This is a genomic window from Mycobacterium cajalii, assembly GCF_045809005.2.
Lineage (GTDB): Bacteria > Actinomycetota > Actinomycetes > Mycobacteriales > Mycobacteriaceae > Mycobacterium.
The window spans coordinates 4842793-4863189 of sequence record NZ_CM141436.1; the positions used below are offsets into that span (position 1 = coordinate 4842793).

Sequence of the window (20397 nt, forward strand, 5' to 3'; positions counted from 1 at the left end):
CTGAGCAGCCGGTCGCTATGCGAGCTGCGTGGCGTACGTCGTGGTGCGCTGACGCGCCGGACGGCCGATGCCCTCGGCGATCGCGGCCAACTCCGCCGCACTCTTCGACGATCCGTGTTCCGAGCCGGCCATCCTCGAGATCGTCTCCTCCATCAGCGTGCCGCCGAGGTCGTTGGCCCCACCGTTGAGCATCACCCGGGTGCACTCCACGCCGAGCTTGACCCAGCTGGTCTGGATGTGCGAAATGCGGCCGTGCAACATGATCCGCGCGAGCGCGTGCACCGCGCGGTTGTCGCGATGGGTGGGTCCGGGACGGGCCGCCCCGGCCAGGTACAACGGCGAGTTCTGGTGCACGAACGGCAGCGGCACGAACTCGGTGAAGCCGCCGGTGCGGTCCTGGATGTCGCGCAGCACGTTGAGGTGGGCAACCCAGTGCCGCGGGGTGTCGACGTGTCCGTACATCATCGTCGACGAGGAGCGCAGGCCCACCTCGTGCGCGGTGGTCACGATCTCGATCCACAGCGACGTCGGCAGCTTGCCCTTGGTGAGCACCCAGCGCACTTCGTCGTCCAGGATCTCGGCTGCGGTGCCGGGTATGGTGTCGAGTCCGGCTTCGCGCAGGCTGCTCAGCCATTCGCGAACGCTCAACCCGCTCTTGGTCACACCGTTGGCGATCTCCATCGGGGAGAACGCGTGCACGTGCATCGAGGGCACCCGGGCCTTGACGGCGCGCACCAGCTCGGCGTAGCCGGTCACCGGCAGCTCGGGATCGATGCCGCCCTGCATGCACACCTCGGTGGCGCCCTGCACGTGCGCCTCCCACGCGCGCTCGGCGACCTCTCCGGTGGACAGCGAATACGCGTCGGCGTCACCCTTGCGCTGGGCGAACGCGCAGAACCGGCAGCCGGTGTAACAGATGTTGGTGAAGTTGATGTTGCGGTTCACCACGAAGGTCACGTCGTCGCCGACCGCGTCGCGGCGCAGCGAATCGGCCAGTGCGGCAACGGCTTCCAGTGCGGGGCCCGCAGCGGTGGCCAGCGCCAGGTACTCACTTTCGGTACAGCCGGCGGGATGGCGCTCCGCCGAGCGCAGCGCCGCGAGCACGTCGGTGTCTAGGCGTTCTGGCGCTTTGGCGCCCTGCGCGGCCAGCTCGTGCACGTGCGCCCGGATCGACTCCCAGTCGCCGAAGGCACTGTCGAGGTCGCCACGGGTTTCGGTGGTGCGCCCCTCGGTGTCGATGGTCGCGTTGAGGTCCACCCGCCCCGAAGACTCCACGTCGTCGGGTTCCTGCCAGGGCAGGCCCACCGGGTTGACGTCGCGGGCCAGGCCGGTGGCCGGATCGGCCACCGCCAGCACATGGCCCCGCACCCGGGGATCGATCCAGGCCGCACCCGCTTGCACGTATCTGGGTTGGGCGGTCAGCCGTTGCACCAGGTCGTACCCGGACTCCGCGGTGACGGCGGCCAGTTCCGCCAAAGCGGGCCAGGGCCGTTCGGGGTTCACGTGGTCGGGCGTCAGCGGCGAAACACCGCCCCAGTCGTCGACGCCCGCGGCGATCAGCGCCCGGCACTCCTCGCGCGAGACCAGGTTCGGCGGCGCCTGGATGCGCATGCCCGGGCCCAGGACCAGCCGCGCAACCGCCACCGTCGCCAGATAGTCCTCGAGCCCGGCGTCGGGCACCGCGGCCATCGCCGTGTGTTGCTTGGCCCGGAAGTTCTGCACGATCACCTCTTGGACGTGCCCGAATTCCTTGTGCGACTTGCGAATCGCATGCAAGGTGTCGGCACGCTCGGCCAGCGTCTCGCCGATGCCGACCAGCAGACCGGTGGTGAACGGGATGGACAGCCGGCCAGCGTCGGTGAGTGCACGCAGGCGCACCGCCGGGTCTTTGTCCGGGCTGCCATAGTGGGCAAGACCTTTGGTCTCGAACAGTCGCCGCGACGTCGTCTCGAGCATCATGCCCATCGACGGCGCCACCGGTTTGAGTCGCGACATCTCCGACCAGCTCATGACACCGGGGTTCAGGTGCGGCAGCAGCCCGGTCTCCTCCAGCACGCGGATCGCCATCGCCCGTACGTAGGACAGCGTGGCGTCGTAGCCCCGCTCTGCCAGCCACTCCCTGGCCTCGGACCATCGGCCCTCGGGCCGGTCACCGAGGGTGAATAAGGCTTCCTTGCAACCGAGTTCGGCCCCGCGCCGGGCGACTTCCAGAATCTCGTCCGGCTCGAGATACATGCCCGCCCCCTGGGCGCGCAACTTGCCCGGCGCGGCCACGAACGTGCAGTAGTGACAGCTGTCGCGGCACAGGTGAGTGACCGGGATGAAGACTTTGCGCGAGTACGTGATCAGCAGCCGCCCGTTGGGCCCGCGGCGTCCCGCCGAGTCCAGGCCCGCGTCGCGGACCCGCGCCGCGCTCGCGCACAGGTCGGCCAGGGCATCGCCGCGCGCGGTCATCGCGACCGCCGCCTCCTCCAGGTTCAGCGCGACGCCGTCCCGGGCGCGGCGCAACACCCTGCGCAGCGCTGACCCACCGGACCGGGGCGGAACGACGGGGCTGGGCAGAGCGGTGGGCTCCTGGCCCGGAGTCAACGGCACCTTGGTGTAACTTCCCCACGATCGATTTTCATCCGCGCGTCCCAACGCGAATCCCTGGGCAACGGTGCCATATGCGCAACAGTAGCGCCAGGCTGCCGCGCGCCTGCGCTCGACCGTCCCGGCGCGACGGCGGCCCGGGTGTGCGGGCGTGGCCGTTTTGCCGACATCCCGGCTAATCAACCGCGATCGCGCTACGATCCGAGCAAATCCGTTGCCGGCGACCCCGGTTGCCGGTCAGCAAAGCCTGAACCGAGGAGGCTGCGGGGATGTCCTTCGTGCTCGCGGCGCCGGATGCGCTGGTTGGCGCGGCGTCGGACCTGGCCGGTCTCGGGTCGACGATCAGCACGGCCAGCGCCGCGGCCGCACCGCCGACGACCGGCGTCCTCGCCGCGGCCGCCGACGAGGTGTCGACGCAGATCGCCGCCCTGTTCTCCGCACACGCGGCGCAGTATCAGCAGCTCAGCAACCAGGTGTCGGAATTCCACCAGCGGTTCGTCCAGGCGCTGACCGAGGCGGCGAACGCGTACGCGTCCGCGGAAACACGCGCCGCGCAGACCCTGGTGAACGCGGTCAACACGCCCGCCGAGATGGTGCTGGGACACCCGCTGGTCGGAACCGGGTCCGGCTGGATGACCGCGGGCGGCGCGGCCGGACTGCTCGGCACCGGAGCCGGGCTTTTCGGCGGCGACGGTGCCGCAGCAACGCAGGCGGCCGCCGCATTGCTCGCGCCGGCCGCGATCACCGGGGCCGCGTCGGTCCCGGCCGCCAACATACTGGCGCCGCTCGGCACCGCGATCGAGAACGCCTACCTTGCCGTCGAGCCGTGGGTGGCATACGGCTTCGACCTGGCCTCCTATGGAGTCCGATGGCTGTTCTTGATCGGCATCCTGGCACCGCAGATCAACTACTTCTACTACCTGTTCGAGCCCATGGTTCGTGGCGTCCTGTTCAACACGATCGACTTCCTCGACGGGACAGTGACTTTCACCCAGGGATTGAACAACATCTATGCGGCCACCACGGCCTCGATCAACCAGTTCGTCACCACCGAGACCAACTGGTTCCACAGCCTGTTCCCCCCACTCCCGCCGATCGGGACGAACCTGCCGTAATCCTCAGCCGTGTGGGCCGCGCCGCCACAACACCCACGCCGGCGGCGTCACCCCCAGCAGGATCAGCAACAGGGCCCCGTAGCGCATCAGGCCCTCGCCCCCCAGGATCACGTCGTCCGCCGGACCGCCCATGCTGATGAACCCGACGGTGATCAGCCACATCCATAGCGGCACCGCGGCCACGCGAGGGGACCTTGCCCACGAGCCGGCGGCCCACACCAGGGCCGCGTTGACCAGCCCGCTGGCCAGCCCGCTGGCGGGAAAGGGGATGGCACCTATATAGGAAGGCAGCAGCAGCGCCCCGGCCAGTGCGGACAGGACGCCGTCCACGGCCAACAGCGTCAGGACGACGACGCGAAAAGCGGAGTCCGCGGCGCCGCCGTCCTCAACCGGCGCGGCGCTCGGCTTGGTCGCGGTCAGGTCGGAACGCTATCGACCTGCGAGAGGATCGAGCCGATGACCCACTGGAAGCTGTCGAGCCGGTCCTGCCAGTGCTGCATATTAGGGTCCAGGTCAGGGTCCATGCGAATTCCTTCCGTGGGGCGCCTGCCTGGAAGCCTACCGCGTCACGCCGCAGTGAAACCAAGCCCTGCAAGCAGATCCGTTTCCCAACCGCGCGCGTCTCGCTCCCCCGCGGCGCCGGCGGCCAGCACATAGTGCTCGTGGGCGGGGATCGGCAGCGCGATGTTGTTGGACAGCGCGCAGGCCCGCCCGGTCGGCCCGAGATCCACCTGGGTGGCATGCGCGGCCAGCGCCGCCCGTTTCGCCGCCCAGGCCTCCGGCCCGGCCTCCACGACGGCGTCGATGTCCTCGTCGGCATACCCGAAGGCGAACCCGTCCTCCGGCGGGACCACCCAGTGCGGTTGCAGATCCTCGGCCCGCAGCTCGCCCCGGGCCGCCCGGAAGGCGCTCAGTGCGAACACCGACCAGTAGAACTTCGGGACCTGCCACGGATCGCCCGGATAGCCGGTCGTGGCGGCGGCCGCGACGGCGGCGGTGGTCACGGTGTGGGCGTGGACGTGGTCGGGGTGGCCGTAGCCCCCCTGAGGGTCGTAGGTCACGACGACGTGCGGGCGCATTTCGCGGATGACGGCGACCAGCGACCCGACGGTCTCGCGCTCGTCGGCGTCGATGAATCGCTGGTGCCGGCGCTGTTCGGTGCCGACCATGCCCGAGTCGCGCCAGCGGCCGGCGCCGCCGAGATAGCTGGGTCCGCCGGCGCCCAGCGCCCGCAACGCCGCGGTCAGCTCGGCGACCCGGTAGCCACCGAGCTGGTCGGCGCGATCGACGGCCAACCCGGCCCACCGCTCGCCGATGACCTCGCCCTCCTCGCCGAGCGTGCAGGTGACCACGCGCACCTCCGCCCCGCGGGCGGCGTAATGGGCGATGGTGGCGCCGGTGCTGATGGTCTCGTCGTCGGGGTGCGCATGGACGAACAACAGCCGCGGGGACTCAGACATGAACGCACCCTACCCGGACCGGCCTTCCGCCCACGGCCCATATAGTGGTCGGTTCCGTTTCTTATCCGGTTCTTCGGAATGTGAGAACGCCGACGGCTACTATCGAACGATGCCGCAGCTCACCCCCGCCGCCGGCGCCCGGGGCCGCCGACGCGGCGAGGTCCTCGAACGCGCGCTCTACGAGGCCACGCTGGCGGAATTGGCCGACGTCGGGTACGGCGGGTTGACCATGGAGGGCATCGCGGCACGCGCCCACACCGGCAAGGCGGCCCTGTACCGGCGCTGGTGCAGCAAGCACGACCTGCTGCACGCCGCGCTGGTGTATGCCCTGCCGTCGCTGCCCGAGTCGCGCCCCGGCCGGTCGCCCCGCGAAAACCTGCTGGCCGTGTTCACCGCGCACCGCGACGTGCTGGCCGGCAAGACCGGATTCCCCGGCCTGGACATCATCGGCCAGCTCGTCCACGAGCCCGAGTTGCGCGCCATCTTCGCCGACGCCGTGGTCGGCCCGCGGCTGGCTGTCGTGGAGTCGATCCTGCGCACCGCCGTCGAGGACGGGGACCTCGACCCGGCCGCGATCACACCGTTCACCGCGCGCATCGGGCCGGCCTTGATCAACCACCAATGCCTGGTCACCGGGTCGCCGCCGACCCGGCGGGAGCTGGGCCTGATCGTCGACACCGTCATCCCGCCCAGGCCGCCGGCCCGCGGGAACTGACCGCGCCGCGCCCTACAGCAATCCGGCGAGGTCGAAGCCGGCCGCGAGGGTCTGGTCGAAGATCCCCTCGATGCCGCCGATCGCGTTCGGGCCGGACTGGTTGAAGACCAGCGCAGGGGTGCGCGGCCCGTCGATGACGAGCGACCCGCCCCCGGTCAGGAAGGGGTTGATCGGGCCGGTGGGGAACGCCGGGACCGCCTCACCGCCCAGGACGCCGTTGACGGCTTGCTGGCCGGTCAGCACGGTCAGGTTGGCGACGTTGAAGAGCCGATCGAGGGCGCCGTTGAACGCGCCGGCGCCGAAGGTGTTTGCCTCCCAGGTCAGCTCGCTGGCCAGCAGGTTGGTGTCGAAGGCGGTCTCCATGCCGACCAGGTTGTGGAAGAAGCCCAACTCGGCCGTCCCGATCCCCTGCAGGCCGGCGAGCGGCGCCGCGATGAGCGCGGCGCCCGTCGTGGGAATCCCGGCGAACAGCGACCCGTTGAGCAGGGCGCTCACCGACAGCCCCGCGCCGGAGAGCGCCCCGGTCAGCGTGGCCGACAGCGCGCCGTTGCCGGTCAGGGCGCCGGTGATCGCGCTGATGATGTTGAGGTCCCACAGGAACTTGTCGGGCACCGCGGCCAGCAGCCCGCCGAGCGCTGAGCCGAAGATGCTCGGGCTGGTTCCCACGAAAAGGCTGGAAACCAGGGCCGCGCCCACCGGCACACCCAGGATGGCGTCGAACGTCGCCTCGCCGGCACCCAGCAGCGGGTTCCAGAAGTTGTAGAAGCTGTTCAGCACGCCGTTGCCGAGGTTGCCGAACAGGGCGAGCTCCAGGCCCGCCTCGTTGGCGACCAGGGCGGCGTTGAAGCCCAGTTCGGCGTTGAGCAGGGTGCTGTTGAACGCCAACTCCATCGCCTGCAACTGGGCCAGGAACGCGGCCGGCGAGGCCGCCGTCAGCAGCGCCTGCCACGGCGCCGCCAACGTGCCCAGCAAGGCGGGAATTCCGGCCAGGCTGGCGCTCAGACCCCCGGTCAGGAAGGCGCCGAGTTGGGCACCCATCCCGGCGAGCCCGGCGGTCACGTCGGCGAACAGGCCGGCATTGAGGCCGAGCATGCCCGCCAGCCCGGCGATGTCGGCGCTCAGCGCCGGGAACGTCGCGCTCAGGCCGGCCGCCAGCCCGGGCAGGCCCGCGGCCAGCACGCCCGACAGGGCGGGCAGCGCGGCCCCGGTCTGCGCCAGCGCCGTCACCGCGCCGTTGACGTCCGCGGCCAGTGTCACGCCGAGGGGCCCCAGGCCCGCGAGGCCGCCGCTGAGGCTGGCCTGCAACCCCGGCAGGCCGGCCGTCAACGCACCCGACAGGCCGGGCAGCCCGACACCCAGGTTGGTCAGGCCGGAAAGGCCGGCTTTGAGGCTGCTCGACAGCGACGCGCCGGTCTGCGTGAGGGCCGACAACCCGCCGTTGAGGTCCGCGGTCAACGCGGCACCCAGTGGCGCCAGCCCGGACAGATTGCCGCCCAGGTTGAGAGACAGGCCGGCGTTGAGCGCAGCGCTGAGCCCGGAGATGTCGGCGGCCAGGTTGGCCTCGAGGCCCCCGAGCGCACCGCTCAGGTCCCCCCCGAATGCGGGAACCGCACTCGCCAGGGTCTGGACGACGCTGGTCTCGGCGGACGCGTACGAGGCCGCGCCCAGGTTCATGGCCTCGACGAACTGCTGATGGAACGCCGCCGCCTGCGCGCTGAGTTGCTGGTAGCCCGCCGCGTGCGCGGAGAACAGCGCGGCGATTTCCGCCGACACCTCATCGGCGGCCGCGGGCAGAACGCCCGACGTCGCTGCCGCCGCCGCGAAATTCGCCGAGCCGATGGACGAACCGATGTTCGCCAAGTCAGATGCGGCCGCAGCCATCGCATCCGGCGCTGCGATCAAAAACGACACCCCGTACCTCCCCAGTTCAGCGAAATGTGACCGCTATCCCACCAGCACGCGCGTGCAGATATTGCGATGGGTCGGAGCGTATCGAAATAGCACGGTGAAAACGGTCATTTGCAGTAACGGATTTGTGTATACCCGCTGAACGACCCGAGATACTTCGTTTCCGGGGCAGAGAAATTCGCGCCGGACGGCCGGCGATCACTGGCCGGTGAACAACCCGACGAGGTCGTCGCGCGGGCCGCGAGGGTCTGGTCGAAGGAACCCACCAGGCCGCCGAACTGCCCGCTGTTGAAGACCTGGAGGTCGCTGCCGGTCAGCAGGGTCTGGTTGAAGGCGGGCTGGCTCACCAGGGCCCCCGACAGGTTGTTGATGCTTTGCTCGCCGGTGCCGACCAACAAGTTGAAGGCGTTGTAGGAGCGGTTCACCGGGCCGTTGAGGGCGCTGTCCGTTCCGAAATTGACTTCCCCAAGCCGAGCTCATTGGTGAGCAACGCATTGTTGAAGCTCAGCTGGTGGGTGATCAGGCCGGCGTTGTAGGCGAGCTGCGCCGTCTCGAGTTGCGCCAAGAAGTTGCCCGGAGCACTCGCCAGCATCGCCCGGGGGTCTGTGCGGGCAGCAGACTCAGGACGGCCTGACCCGGCTAGGTGGGCGCAGCAACCGTACCCTGCATCGCCTGGACGACGCCGGCCTCGGCGCCGGCGTACGCGTTCGCCCCCGCGGCCAGTGCCTGCACGAACTGGGCATGGAACTGCGCCGCTTGCGCGCTGAGCGCCTGATACGCCTGGCCGTGGGCAGCGAACATGGCGGCGACGGCCGCCGATACCTCGTCGAAGGCCGGCGGCATCACCCCGGTCGTTCCCGCTGCCGCCGCGGAACTGGCCTCATTCAGAGTGGAACCGATACCCGAAAGGTCCGCTGCGGCCGCAGACACCATGTCCGGCGTAGCGCTGAGGAACGACACCCGTACACCTTTCTGAAAGCGTGGCATGACGGCCGTCCCCCCAAGACCCGGTCGTCAAGCCTTGGACGAGCAAATGATAGCGCCCCCGCGCACAATGCGGGCTGTTATCCGGAAACCATCGTTTTCCGGCTAGGGCCCGGTCTTCACCCACTGGCCGGCGTCGCCGACGATGCCCACCGGCACCGCCCCGGTCAGGCTGACGTTCTGGACGCTGGGGCCGGCCGCGACGATGGTGGTGTCCTGCAGGATCGGCAGCACCGTCGACATGTTCCACAGGCGTGGCTCGACCGCGGTGATCACATCGTTGATGTTCTTGGTGCCGTTGAGCGCGGCGTCGATGTTCGACTGGATGCTGGGATCGCAGATGCCGGTGAGGTTCGACGGCGCCTGCACCAGCGCCCCGGGCTCCGGCGCCGGGCTCGGCGACGGCGCCGTCGTCCCGGGACCCGCCCCGCCGGACGGCGTCGCGCGGGCCGGCGGGTTCGTCGGGGCGGCGGGAGCCGGAAGCTGCGTCGACTGCAGCGCCGGGCAGCCGTACCGCGACTCCAGCAGCGTCGCTAGGTTGCCGCCCGCCTGGCGCCAGCCCACGACCGCGTCGACCCGGTTGTCGTCGAGCGCGTCACGGTAGAGCGTCACCGGGTCCAGCGCCAGCACCGTCGCGGCGATGCCCACGTTGCGCAGCTGGTCGGCGGCCGTGTTGGCCACCGCGACGGCCGTCGGGTCGTTGGCCGCCACTCCGATGACGAGCGACAGCTGGTGGCCGTCCCTGCTGATGCGGCCGCGGACGACTTCCGGCGGTCCGGTGCTGGCCGGCGTCGGCGCCGGCACCGAAGACGCCACCGAAACCGGCCCGTTGCTCTCGACGTCGAACCCGGCGGCGGTGAGCAAGCCCAGCGCCGCGGTGGTGGTCATCGCCGGGGGCGCGGTCGGCTCGTAGCCGGGATCGCTGGGCGAGCGGATCTGCGCCTGGTCCAGCGTGACAGTGTTGTCGCTGCCGGCGCCCACGGCCGCGAGCAGGTCGACGTCGAGCAATCCCAGGATCGCCTTGCGGACCTGGGTGTCGGCCAGTTTGGGTTCGTTCGCGCGCAGCGTCAGCTGCATGACCCGCGGTGTCACGATCCGGGCGGTCCGCACGTCGGGGATCGCCGACAGCTGCGCGAACGCCGCGGACCCGCCGTGCACCTGGGCGACCTGCGTGTCGCCGTTGCGCATCGAATCGGCCAGCGCCGCCGGGGCGCCGGCCCGCCGGAACAGGATGAGCGCGGGCTTGGCCGGCGGCCCCCAGTAGCGGTCGTTGCGGGCGATCAGGATCTCGTCGCGCTGCGGGTCGATGTTCTCCACCCGGAACTGGCCCCCGGTGACCGGCAGCGCCCGGGCCAGCCCGGCCGCGAAGCCGCCCGGCACGTCCTTGACGATGTGCGCGGGCAGGATGTTGGTGAACAGCTCCCGCCAGGCCGGATACGGCTGCGCGAAGGTGACCACCGCCTGCTTGCCGCCCTCGAGCGACTGCACGCCGGTGATCATGTCGTAGCCGGCCGGATCCACCACGCCGGGCTGGCTCACCATCTGGCGCCACAGGTACCAGAAGTCGTCGGCCGCGATCGGGGCGTTGTCCGTCCACTGCGCCTCGGGGCGGATCTTGTAGGTCACGGTGAACGGGTTCTGGGCGGTCACCTCCGCGGACACCAGCAGCGTCGGATCCATCTCCCAGCGCGATCCGGTCGGCGTGCTGGTGTCGGGCACCGGCCGGAACGCACTGGGCAGCACCAGCGCGCTGATCGCCGCGTTCACCGGCGACAGGTCGGACAGCAGGTGCGGGTTGAACCCGGCGCCGATCGAGTCGATGCCCATGATGATCTGCGTGACCCGTTGGGGCGGCGCCGAGTTGTGCGGCGTGTCGGTGCTCTGCGGCGCCGGCGGGGGTTTGACGGTGCACGCGGCCGGCGCCAGTCCGGCCAGCGAGACGACGACGCCGACCGTGGTGAGCAGGCGGCGAACTCGTCTCGGCACGCCGATCAGGGTATCGGGCGCGCGGGCCGCGGTCCGCTCGGCGAGCGGAGCGCCGTCGCCGAAATCCGGGCCGGGTTTGGCAACGGCGTCACGCCCGCGGGCGCAAAAGCCCAACGACCTAACTCCGGGCCTTGGCCCGCGCCCGGCTGCGGGCCCGGGACGTCGCGTCCAACTCGACCTTGCGGACGCGCACGATCTCCGGGGTCACCTCGACGCATTCGTCGTGCGCGCAGAACTCCATGGCTTGTTCGAGGTCCAGCTCGAGCGGCTTGGCCAGGGTCTCGATAACGTCCGCGGTCGACGACCGCATGTTGGTGAGCTTCTTTTCCCGGGTGACGTTGACGTCGAGATCCTCAGCGCGCGGGTTGATTCCGACGACCATGCCCTCGTACGTGTCTTGGCCGGGTTCGACGAAGAACTGGCCACGGTCGGCGAGTTGGATCATCGCGAACGGCGTGATGGTGCCGGAGCGGTCCGAGACCAGGGAACCGGTGTGGCGGGCGCGGATGTCCCCCGCCCACGGCCGGTAGCCGTCGAACACGGCGTTGGCGATCCCGGTGCCGCGGGTGATGGTGAGGAAGTCGGTGCGAAAGCCGATCAGGCCGCGGCTGGGCACGATGAAGTCCATCCGCACCCAGCCGGCTGCGTGGTTGGTCATGTCCTCCATGCGGCCCTTGCGGCCCGCCATCAATTGGGTGATCGCGCCGACGAATTCCTCGGGGCAGTCGATCGTGATCGCCTCGAACGGCTCGTGCAGCTTGCCGTCGATCGTTCTGGTGACCACTTGCGGCTTGCCGACCGTGAGCTCGAAGCCCTCGCGGCGCATCTGTTCGACCAGCACGGCCAGGGCGAGCTCGCCGCGGCCTTGCACCTCCCACGCGTCGGGCCGGCCGATGTCCACGACCCGGATGGACACGTTGCCGACCAACTCGGTGTCCAGCCGGCTGCGGACCATGCGCGCGGTCAGCTTGTGGCCGGGCACCTTGCCCGCCAGCGGCGAGGTGTTGGTGCCGATGGTCACCGAGATCGCCGGCTCGTCGACGGTGATGCGCGGCAGCGCGTGGGCGTGATCGGGGTCGGCCAGCGTGTCGCCGATCATGATCTCGGGCAGGCCCGCGACGGCCACGATGTCGCCGGCGATCGCCTCGTCGGTGGCGCTGCGCTCGACTCCCTCGGTCGCGAGCAGCTCGGTGATCTTGGCGCTGGTGACAACGGGCAACCCGTCGACTTCCCGCATCCAGGCGACCTGCTGGCCCTTGCGCAGTTTGCCGTTGTAGATGCGGATCAGGGCGAGCCGCCCGAGGAACGCCGACGCGTCGAGGTTGGTCACCAACGCCTGCAGCGGCGCCTCCGGGTCTCCCGACGGCGGCGGGATGTGCTCCATCAACACGTCGAACAGCGGGTCGAGGTTGTCGCCGGCGGGCACCTCGCCGTCGGCGGGCTGTTCGGTGCTCGCGATGCCCGCGCGACCGGACGCGTAAAGCGTCGGCAGCCCCAGCGCGTGCTCGGCCGCCTTGGCCGCCTCGTCGTCGAGGTCCGAGGCGACGTCGAGCAGCAGGTCGTGGCTGGCTTCGACCACCTCGGCGATGCGCGCGTCCGGCCGGTCCGTCTTGTTGACGACGAGGATCACCGGCAGGTGCGCGGCCAGCGCCTTGCGCAGCACGAACCGGGTCTGGGGCAGCGGCCCCTCCGACGCGTCGACCAGCAGCAACACCCCGTCCACCATGGACAGTCCGCGCTCGACCTCGCCGCCGAAGTCGGCGTGCCCGGGGGTGTCGATGACGTTGATCACCGTCACGGTCCCGTCCGGGTGAAGGCGGTGCACGGCGGTGTTCTTGGCCAGGATGGTGATGCCCTTTTCTTTCTCGAGGTCACCGCTGTCCATGATGCGTTCCTGGGTGTCGTCACCGCGGTGCGTCAACGCCCCTGACTGCCGCAGCATCGCGTCGACCAGGGTGGTTTTTCCGTGGTCGACGTGGGCGACGATGGCGACGTTGCGAAATGGCACGTCGGTGATTGTGGCAGCGCGGGCTGCGCATACGCGAACCGAGCAGGTCACCGGGCGCCCGTCGAGTGTGAAAGGGCGGCGTCGAAGGGTGGGCTGGGCGGCGACGACGCGCGGCGTGTCGGCGCCCGTGCGCCTACCAGCCCTTGCGGGGCGGCGCCGCGCCGAGCATGTCGCCCTTGGCCGCCACCTCACGGCTGCGGTAGACGATGTAAGGCCGGAAAAGGTAGGCGACCGGCGCGCTGAACACGTGCACCAGGCGGGTGAAGGGCCACAGCGCGAACAGCACCATCCCGATCAGGGCGTGCAGTTGGTAGTCCCACGGCGCGTTGATCATCACCTCGCCGTGCGGCTGCAGGATCCAGATCCGCCGGAACCACAGCCCGACCGTGTAGCGGTAGTGGAACTCGCCGCCGTGGGGACCGGTGCCGAGCAGGTCGCAATAGAGGCCCACCACGATGGCCAGCACCAGGACCACATACATCACCTTGTCGCCGCGGGTGGTGGCCATGGCTACCGCGGGCCGGGTGAATCGCCGGTAGATCAGCAACCCGATGCCGGCCAGCGTCGCGGCGCCGGCGATCGACCCGGCGATCACCGCCTGCAGGTGGTAGGCGTGGTCGCTGACATGGAGCGCCTGGGTCACCCGCGGCGGGATGAGCAGCCCCATCACATGCCCGGCGAAAACCGCCAGGATGCCGAAGTGGAAGATCGGGCTGCCGATCCGCAGCAGCCGCGACTCGTAGATCTGCGAGGACCGGGAGGTCCAGCCGAACTTGTCGTAGCGGTATCGCCACCAGCTGCCGACGCTCAAAACGGTCAGCGTCACGTAGGGCGCGATGTCCCAGAACAGCACGTTGCTAAACACTTGGCGCTCCTGTCTGCCGCCGGGGCGGTACGGTCAGTGTGAACGCCTGCAGCCCAACGGCTTCCGCGGGCGGCCCGGCTTTGGCCAGTCGCTCCGCCCGAGTGATCTCCTGGTCGGTTGCTGCCGGCAGCGTCCCGCAGACCGCCGCCACGGTGGGCTCGTAGGGCGACTTCGCATCGGCCAGCGCGCTGCGCAACACGTCGAGGGGGACCCGATGCTCGCTCAACAGCCGCCGACCCGCCCCGGGATCGACGGTGGCAGCGAACTCGAGCACCACCGGGAGGTGGTCCGGGGCTTCGGTGCGCGGCGGCTGCACGCCGGCCTCCCGGTAGGCGGTCGCAAAGGCCAGCATCTCGCGCCCCCGGTTGCGGGTGTCCCCGGCGGTCCAGTACGTCAGATACATCGTGGCCCGCCGGCGCAGGTCGAAGGTCGCGACGTAGTCCATCGCCGCGGCCATCGGCTCGCGAACCCGCAGCGCCGCCGCCGTGTGCCCGAGCAGCTCGCCCGCGGGGCCCACGACGTGAGCCAGCAGCTCCGCCACGGTGTCCAGCCGTGCGGTCAGCCCGTCGTCGGGGTAGGCCAGCAGCAGCGACGCCGCCTGCCAGACCAGCCGATCTTGCATCCGGCCGCCGGTACGGTCCCGGCGCTGAAGCAGTCTCATTGCCCGCGTTCTTCCGGGAACATCCCGGCCGATGCCTGACGAGCGTCCCAGTTGAGCAGATTCACCCGGGATCGCTGCGTGGCGTGGAAGGTTTCCACCGACACGGGCACCGGTTCGCCCGACTCGTACATGCCCGGGCCGCCGTCGCCCTCCAGCGCGCAGACCTGCTCCTCGAGCTCACGGGCCTGTGGGCTGAAAGCCGTCGGGATGACGTAGCGCTCCTCGTATTTCGCGATCGCGAGCAACCGGTACATCTCGTAGATCTGCTCTTCGGTCATTCCCACCGAATGCGGGATGTGCGGCTGGGTCTCCCGCCCCAGATTGATGTCGCGCATGTAGGAGCGCATGGCCGCCAGCCGGCGCAACACATCCTCCACCGGGCCGGTGTCACCGGCGGTGAACAGTTCGGCCAGGTACTGCATCGGGATCCGCAGCGCCTCCAGCGCACCGAACAGGTTGCCCAGGTCCTCCCCGTCGTGACCGTCGCGGCTGACCGCGTCGACCACCGGCGACAGCGGCGGGATGTACCAGACCATCGGCATGGTGCGGTACTCGGGATGCAACGGCAGCGCCACCTTGTAGGTGTTGATCAGCGCGTAGACCGGCGAGCGCTGCGCGGCCGCGATCCACTCGTCGGAGATGCCCTCGGCGCGCGCACCGGCGATCACCTCGGGATCGTGGGGGTCCAACAGGATGCTGCGCTGCGCCTCGTAGAGGTCGGTGTCGTTCTCCACCGACGCGGCGGCAAGCACCCGGTCGGCGTCGTAGAGCACCAGGCCGAGGTAGCGCAGCCGCCCCACGCAGGTCTCCGAGCAGATGGTCGGCAGGCCGACCTCCATCCGCGGGTAACACAGCGTGCACTTCTCGGCCTTACCGGTCTTGTGGTTGAAATACACCTTCTTGTAGGGACATCCGGACACGCACATCCGCCAGCCCCGGCAGCGGTCCTGGTCGACCAGCACGATGCCGTCCTCGCTGCGCTTGTACATCGCGCCCGACGGGCAGGAGGCGACGCACGAGGGGTTGAGGCAGTGCTCGCAGATCCGCGGCAGATAGAACATGAAGGTCTCTTCGAGCCGCAGCCTGACCTCCTCGCTGACCTTTTTCAGGATCGGGTCTCCGGCCAGGATCTCCGGCGACCCGGACAGGTTGTCGTCCCAGTTCGGGCCCCAGGTGATCTTCATCGGTTTGCCGCTGATGAGGCTGCGCGGAGCTGCGGTGGGGAAGGTGTCTCCGGCCGGCGCCGTGGTCAGGTTCTCGTAGTCGTAGGTCCACGGTTCGTAGTAGTCGTCGATGGTGGGCAGCCGCGGGTTGGCGAAGATCCGCAGCAGTTTGGCGATGCGGCCCCCGTCGCGCAGCCTCAGCCGGCCCGTCTTGTCGCGCATCCAGCCGCCCCGCCAGCGGTCCTGGTCCTCATAGGTGCGCGGATAACCTTGTCCCGGGCGGGTTTCGACGTTGTTGAACCAGATGTATTCGGTGCCGCTGCGGTTGGTCCAGGCTTGCTTGCAGGTGACCGAGCAGGTGTGGCAGCCGATGCATTTGTCGAGGTTCATCACCATCGCCAGTTGGGCCATGACTTTCATTGCTCAGTAACTCACTTCCTGGCTGCGCCGGCGCACCACGGTCACCTCGTCGCGCTGGCTGCCGGCGGGGCCCAGATAGTTGAACGCGAACGCGTGCTGGCCGTAGCCACCGGCGAGGTGGCTGGGCTTGATCCGGACCCGGGTCAGTGCGTTGTGGTTGCCTCCCCGCTTGTTGTTGGTCTCGGTGCGCGGCGTGTCGACGGTTCGTTCCTGCACGTGGTAGACGAACACCACCCCGTCGGGCATGCGGTGCGAGACGATCGCCCGGCACACGTAGATGCCGTTGGTGTTGACGGCCTCCACCCAATCGTTGTCGCGCACACCGATTTTCGTCGCGTCGCCGGGACTCATCCACATCGTCGGTCCGCCGCGCGACAGCGAGAGCATGTACAGGTTGTCCTGGTAGGTGGAGTGGAACGACCACTTGGAGTGCGGGGTCAGATACCTTACGGTGAGCCCGATCCCGTCCTTGGTCGGGCCGAGTTCGGACTGACCGAACAGCCGCGCCATGTCCAGGGGCGGACGAAAGACCGGCAGGTGTTCGCCGAGTTCCTCGACCCAGTCGTGGGCCAGGTAGAAATGCATCCGCCCGGTCAGGGTGTGAAACGGCTTGAGGTTCTCGATGTTGACGGTGAACGGCGCGTAGCGCCGGCCCCCGGTCTCGCTGCCCGACCACTCGGGGCTGGTGTTCACCTGGACCGGACGCGCCTGGGTGTCGGCATAGGTGATGCGGCGTTCCTCGTTGCCCTCGGCGAGGTGGGTGAGCCGCTGGCCGGTGCGCTTCTCGAGCTCGCGGAAACCCTCGACCGCGAGCCGGCCGTTGCACGTTCCCGACAGCAGCAGCATGACGTCAGCCATCCGCTCGTCGGTGGTGACCGCCGGGCGGCCCTGCGCCGCACCGGAGTTCATCACCCCGAATTTGGCCGCGAGCTCGTCGACCTCACGGCTGGGATGGACCGTGACGCCCTTAGTGGTCACCCCGAATCGGTCGACGAGCGGGCCCAGCGTCCGCCACTTGTCGTAGACGGCGGTGTAGTCGCGCTGCACGACGGTGAGCTTGGGCATGGTGCGCCCCGGTATCGGCGTCGCACCGGTGTGCAGCCAGTCGTTCTCGGTGCCGTCGGGATAGACCATCGCGTCGGGGGTGTCGTGTTCCAGCGCGCTGAGCACCACGTCGTCGCGGATGCCCAGGTGCTGCTTGGCCATCGCGCTGAAGGTCCGTGCGATCGCACCGAAAGCCTCGAAGTCCGAACGCGTTTCCCAGGGCGGATCGGTCGCGGCGCTGAACGCGTGAACGAACGGATGCATGTCCGTGCTGGAGATGTCGGCCTTCTCGTACCAGGTCGCGGCCGGCAGCACCACATCCGAGACCAGCGTCGTCGAGGTCTGCCGAAAGTCGATCGACATCAGCAGGTCCAGCTTGCCGTCGGGAATCTCCCCCTCGCACCGCACGTCGACGGGACGTATCCCCCCCTCGGGGGGCTCGGCCTGCACGTTGGAGTCGGTTCCCAGCAGGTGGCGCAGGAAATACTCGCCGCCCTTGCCCGACGAGCCGATCAGGTTGGCCCGCCAGACCGTCAGCACACGCGGCCAGTTGACCGGGTCGTCGGGATCGGTGACGGCCAGCTTGAGCTCGCGTCGACCGAGCTGCTCGGCGACGTACTCGGCGACGTCGCGCCCCGCGGCGTGGGCCTCGTCGGCGACGTCCAGACTGGACCGGTCGAACTGCGGGTAGTAAGGGCTCCAGCCCATGGCCGCCGCCGAGGCCAGCAGATCGATGGTGTGCTTGCCCGCGAACCGGCCCCGGCCGACCGGGCTGGCCAGCTTGTCGGCTTCGTAGCCGTCGTAGCGCCACTGGTCGGTGTGGGCGTACCAGTAGGAGGCTCCCGGAATCTGGCGCGGCGGTCGCACCCAGTCGGTGGCCATCGACATGGTCTGGAATCCGCTGAGCGGACGCACTTTTTCCTGACCGACATAGTGCGCCCAGCCGCCGCCGTTGCGTCCCATCGAGCCCGTCAGCATCAGCAGCGCCAGCACCGCGCGGTAGGTGGCATCGCCGTGGAACCACTGATTGATTCCACTGCCCATGATGATCATCGACCGGCCGCCGGACTCCTCGGCGTTGCGGGCGAATTCGCGCGCAACCCGAATGGCCTGTGCGGCCGAGACACCGGTGATCGGCTCCTGCCAGGCCGGGGTGTTCTGCTGTGCCGCATCGTCGTAACCGGTGGGCCAGTCGCCCGGCAGCCCTGGCCGCGCGACCCCGTACTGGGCGAGCATCAGATCGAACACCGTGCAGACCAGATGCTCTCCGACGCGCCGTACCGGAACACCGCGCGCCGCGGCCGTACCCTCGCCGTCGACCGTGTCGAAGCTGGGCAGATGTATCAGCGCGGTGCCGGAATCGGTGTCCGTGCGGTCGGCGTCGTGCACGCTGAGCGCCGGCACCAGGTCGCCGAGTTCCAGGTTCCACCGGCCGATGCCGTCCTCGCCGTAGCGGAATCCCAGCGAGCCGTTGGGCACCGCGGCGCAGGCGGTCGCCTCATCCCACACCGCGGGCTTGAGCGCTGCGTTCTCGACCGCCTCTCCCAGGTCGGCCGCCGTGAGGTTCTTGCCCGGCACCACCATGTCGCCGCGCTCTTCCAGCTTGATCAGGAACGGCAGGTCGGTGTAGCGGCGCGCGAAGTCGGCGAAGAACGGAATCTGCTTTTTGACATAGCATTCCGAGAGGATGACGTGGCCCATCGCCATCGCCAGCGCCCCGTCGGTGCCGGCCGCGCACGGCATCCACTCGTCGGCGAACTTGGTGTTGTCGGCGTAGTCGGGGCTGACGGTGACCACCTTGGTGCCGCGGTAGCGCGCCTCGGCCATCCAGTGGGCGTCGGGGGTCCGGGTGATCGGAACGTTGGAACCCCACATCATCAGATAGGCCGCGTCCCACCAGTCGCCGGATTCGGGCACGTCGGTTTGATCGCCGAACACCTGCGGCGAGGCCACCGGAAGGTCGGCGTACCAGTCGTAGAACGACGTCATCACGCCGCCGATCAGCTCGACGAACCGGGAGCCGGCGGCGTAGGACACCATCGACATCGCCGGGATCGGGGAGAAGCCGGCGACCCGGTCCGGGCCGTAGGCCTTGATGGTGTGCACGTGGGCGGCGGCGATCAGCTCGGTGGCCTCGGCCCAGGTGATCCGCACCAGCCCGCCCTTGCCGCGGGCCTGCTGGTAGCGCCGACGACGCTCGGGGTCGGCCTGAATGTCGGCCCACGCCAATACGGGGTCCCCGAGGCGGGCCTTCGCTTCCCGGTACATGTCGACCAGCACACCGCGGGCGTACGGGTAGCGCACCCGGGTGGGCGAATAGCTGTACCAGGAGAACGAGGCGCCGCGGGGGCATCCGCGCGGTTCGTATTCCGGGCGGTCAGGACCCACCGACGGGTAGTCGGTCTGCTGGGTCTCCCAGGTGATGATCCCGTCCTTGACGTAGATCTTCCACGAGCACGACCCGGTGCAGTTGACGCCGTGGGTGGAGCGGACCACCTTGTCGTGGCTCCACCGGTCGCGGTAGAACACGTCGGCTTCGCGGCCGCCCCGGCGGGTGACGGTGCGCAGGTCCTGCGAGATCTGGCCCGGCGTGAAGAATCGTCCGCTGCGCTGCAGCAGTTCCTCGAGCGTTCCGCCGGCGTGAGGTTGCGCGGTCAACGGCAAAACCCCCTATCCGATGGCTTCGATGGAGTGGTGACCGTACGCGTTCGCCCCCGTTCGTGCCGGTGAATTCGCCGCTCCTGGCCGGACGGCGGAAACGACGCCATCGGCGCCGGGTTCCCGCTCAGTGGGTGCGCCGGCCTCCCGCGTGGCACCGCGATTCGCCGCCTCAACGATGTCAGTATCTACAAATTGGACTGTAGTAACCTACCGCCGGCCTGGAGGTTGGCTGAATAACTCCTGTGGAGTTGTCACGAGACGGCTGAAAGCGCCCGGGTCAGGTCTCCCAGCCAGCCCCGGTCGGCGGGCACCCAGTCGACGTCGTGCAGTTCGGCCGCCGTCACCCAGCGCAGCGCCCGGTGGTCGTGCGGCCGCGGCTCACCGCGGAGCAGGCGCACCCGGTACGCCCGCAGCGTCGTCGTGCCATTCAGCGCGATGTCGTGCCCGAGCCGATCCCCCACCACGACGTCGGCCTCGCCCACCCCCAGTTCCTCGGCCAACTCCCTGGCCAGCGCGTCGCGCTCGGATTCGCCGGCGGCGACCTTGCCGCCGGGCAGCTCCCAGCGGCCGGCCAGTTCCGGCGGCCGCACCCGTTGGGCCACCAGGACCGCGGAGCCGGAGATGAGGGCCGCGGCGACGACGATCTGGGTGGGCATGGCCAGTGACGGTATACCGTCGGGTCATGGCTGTGTTACACCCCGCCAAACGTTGTGCGCGACCTGCATAAACGCTGGCCAGAGGGCGGCTTTGCGAAGCCTGTTAAACGTAAGTATCTGCAAGCTGCCCGCGTTAGCGAAGGCTGGACCGTACTAGCT

16 protein-coding genes are annotated in these 20397 nt (G+C 69.5%); 2 read left to right on the plus strand and 14 right to left on the minus strand.

The annotated features are described in order from the left end of the window. Positions 1-15 precede the first annotated feature (15 nt). Positions 16-2595, minus strand: coding sequence for a bifunctional FO biosynthesis protein CofGH (locus tag ACJ512_RS22905; RefSeq protein WP_407686694.1), 2580 nt, complete (start codon positions 2593-2595; stop codon positions 16-18). 266 nt (positions 2596-2861) lie between these two features. Between ACJ512_RS22905 and ACJ512_RS22910 the strand changes: the two genes are divergently transcribed. Next, complete coding sequence (locus tag ACJ512_RS22910; protein WP_407686693.1) at positions 2862-3707, plus strand: PE family protein; 846 nt, start codon at positions 2862-2864, stop codon at positions 3705-3707. Positions 3708-3710: 3 nt separating this feature from the next. Here the strand turns inward: ACJ512_RS22910 and ACJ512_RS22915 are convergent, their stop codons facing one another. Beyond that, positions 3711-4127 carry a hypothetical protein gene (locus tag ACJ512_RS22915; RefSeq protein ID WP_407686713.1) on the minus strand — a complete coding sequence of 139 codons (417 nt, stop codon included), beginning with the start codon at positions 4125-4127 and terminating at the stop codon, positions 3711-3713. Positions 4128-4273: 146 nt separating this feature from the next. Further along, positions 4274-5167: an N-acetyl-1-D-myo-inositol-2-amino-2-deoxy-alpha-D-glucopyranoside deacetylase gene (mshB, locus tag ACJ512_RS22920; RefSeq protein ID WP_407686692.1), complete on the minus strand. Its 894-nt coding sequence runs from the start codon at positions 5165-5167 to the stop codon at positions 4274-4276. A gap of 109 nt (positions 5168-5276) precedes the next feature. Between mshB and ACJ512_RS22925 the strand changes: the two genes are divergently transcribed. After that, positions 5277-5882, plus strand: coding sequence for a TetR/AcrR family transcriptional regulator (locus tag ACJ512_RS22925; protein ID WP_407686691.1), 606 nt, complete (start codon positions 5277-5279; stop codon positions 5880-5882). A 12-nt stretch (positions 5883-5894) separates the two neighbouring features. Here ACJ512_RS22925 and ACJ512_RS22930 read toward each other — a convergent pair whose 3' ends face one another. The 11 genes from ACJ512_RS22930 to ACJ512_RS22980 form a co-directional block, all read right to left on the minus strand. Continuing rightward, complete coding sequence (locus tag ACJ512_RS22930) at positions 5895-7793, minus strand: PE domain-containing protein (protein WP_407686690.1); 1899 nt, start codon at positions 7791-7793, stop codon at positions 5895-5897. A 104-nt stretch (positions 7794-7897) separates the two neighbouring features. Next, positions 7898-8188: a hypothetical protein gene (locus tag ACJ512_RS22935; protein WP_407686689.1), complete on the minus strand. Its 291-nt coding sequence runs from the start codon at positions 8186-8188 to the stop codon at positions 7898-7900. 23 nt (positions 8189-8211) lie between these two features. Next, positions 8212-8382, minus strand: a complete 171-nt coding sequence (locus ACJ512_RS22940; protein WP_407686688.1) for a hypothetical protein — start codon at positions 8380-8382, stop codon at positions 8212-8214. 47 nt (positions 8383-8429) lie between these two features. Then, entirely contained in the window at positions 8430-8750 is a 321-nt protein-coding gene (locus ACJ512_RS22945) for a PE family protein (protein ID WP_407686687.1), read from the minus strand. Positions 8751-8879: 129 nt separating this feature from the next. Beyond that, entirely contained in the window at positions 8880-10766 is a 1887-nt protein-coding gene (locus ACJ512_RS22950; protein WP_407686712.1) for an ABC transporter family substrate-binding protein, read from the minus strand. 112 nt (positions 10767-10878) lie between these two features. Next, positions 10879-12768, minus strand: a complete 1890-nt coding sequence (gene typA / locus ACJ512_RS22955) for a translational GTPase TypA (protein ID WP_407686686.1) — start codon at positions 12766-12768, stop codon at positions 10879-10881. Between the two features lie 133 nt (positions 12769-12901). Then, positions 12902-13633 (minus strand): respiratory nitrate reductase subunit gamma, encoded by a 732-nt coding sequence (narI, locus tag ACJ512_RS22960; RefSeq protein ID WP_407686685.1) that lies wholly within the window; start codon positions 13631-13633, stop codon positions 12902-12904. Next, entirely contained in the window at positions 13626-14294 is a 669-nt protein-coding gene (gene narJ, locus ACJ512_RS22965) for a nitrate reductase molybdenum cofactor assembly chaperone (protein WP_407686684.1), read from the minus strand. Before narJ ends, narI begins: the two co-directional genes overlap by 8 nt. Then, complete coding sequence (gene narH, locus ACJ512_RS22970) at positions 14291-15877, minus strand: nitrate reductase subunit beta (RefSeq protein ID WP_407686683.1); 1587 nt, start codon at positions 15875-15877, stop codon at positions 14291-14293. Before narH ends, narJ begins: the two co-directional genes overlap by 4 nt. 3 nt (positions 15878-15880) lie before the next feature. Beyond that, a complete protein-coding gene (locus ACJ512_RS22975) occupies positions 15881-19579 on the minus strand; it encodes a nitrate reductase subunit alpha (protein WP_407686682.1) in 3699 nt (1232 codons plus the stop codon). Between the two features lie 254 nt (positions 19580-19833). Further along, positions 19834-20238, minus strand: a complete 405-nt coding sequence (locus tag ACJ512_RS22980) for a (deoxy)nucleoside triphosphate pyrophosphohydrolase (protein ID WP_407686681.1) — start codon at positions 20236-20238, stop codon at positions 19834-19836. Positions 20239-20397 lie beyond the last annotated feature (159 nt).

What these genes read in the sequence shown, in the direction of transcription:
- ACJ512_RS22910 (WP_407686693.1), top strand. Translation starts at nt 2,862, where the DNA reads ATGTCCTTCGTGCTCGCGGCGCCGGATGCGCTGGTTGGCGCGGCGTCG.
- mshB (WP_407686692.1), bottom strand. Translation starts at nt 5,167, where the DNA reads ATGTCTGAGTCCCCGCGGCTGTTGTTCGTCCATGCGCACCCCGACGAC.
- ACJ512_RS22925 (WP_407686691.1), top strand. Translation starts at nt 5,277, where the DNA reads ATGCCGCAGCTCACCCCCGCCGCCGGCGCCCGGGGCCGCCGACGCGGC.
- ACJ512_RS22940 (WP_407686688.1), bottom strand. Translation starts at nt 8,382, where the DNA reads ATGCTGGCGAGTGCTCCGGGCAACTTCTTGGCGCAACTCGAGACGGCG.
- narJ (WP_407686684.1), bottom strand. Translation starts at nt 14,294, where the DNA reads ATGAGACTGCTTCAGCGCCGGGACCGTACCGGCGGCCGGATGCAAGAT.
- narH (WP_407686683.1), bottom strand. Translation starts at nt 15,877, where the DNA reads ATGAAAGTCATGGCCCAACTGGCGATGGTGATGAACCTCGACAAATGC.
- ACJ512_RS22980 (WP_407686681.1), bottom strand. Translation starts at nt 20,238, where the DNA reads ATGCCCACCCAGATCGTCGTCGCCGCGGCCCTCATCTCCGGCTCCGCG.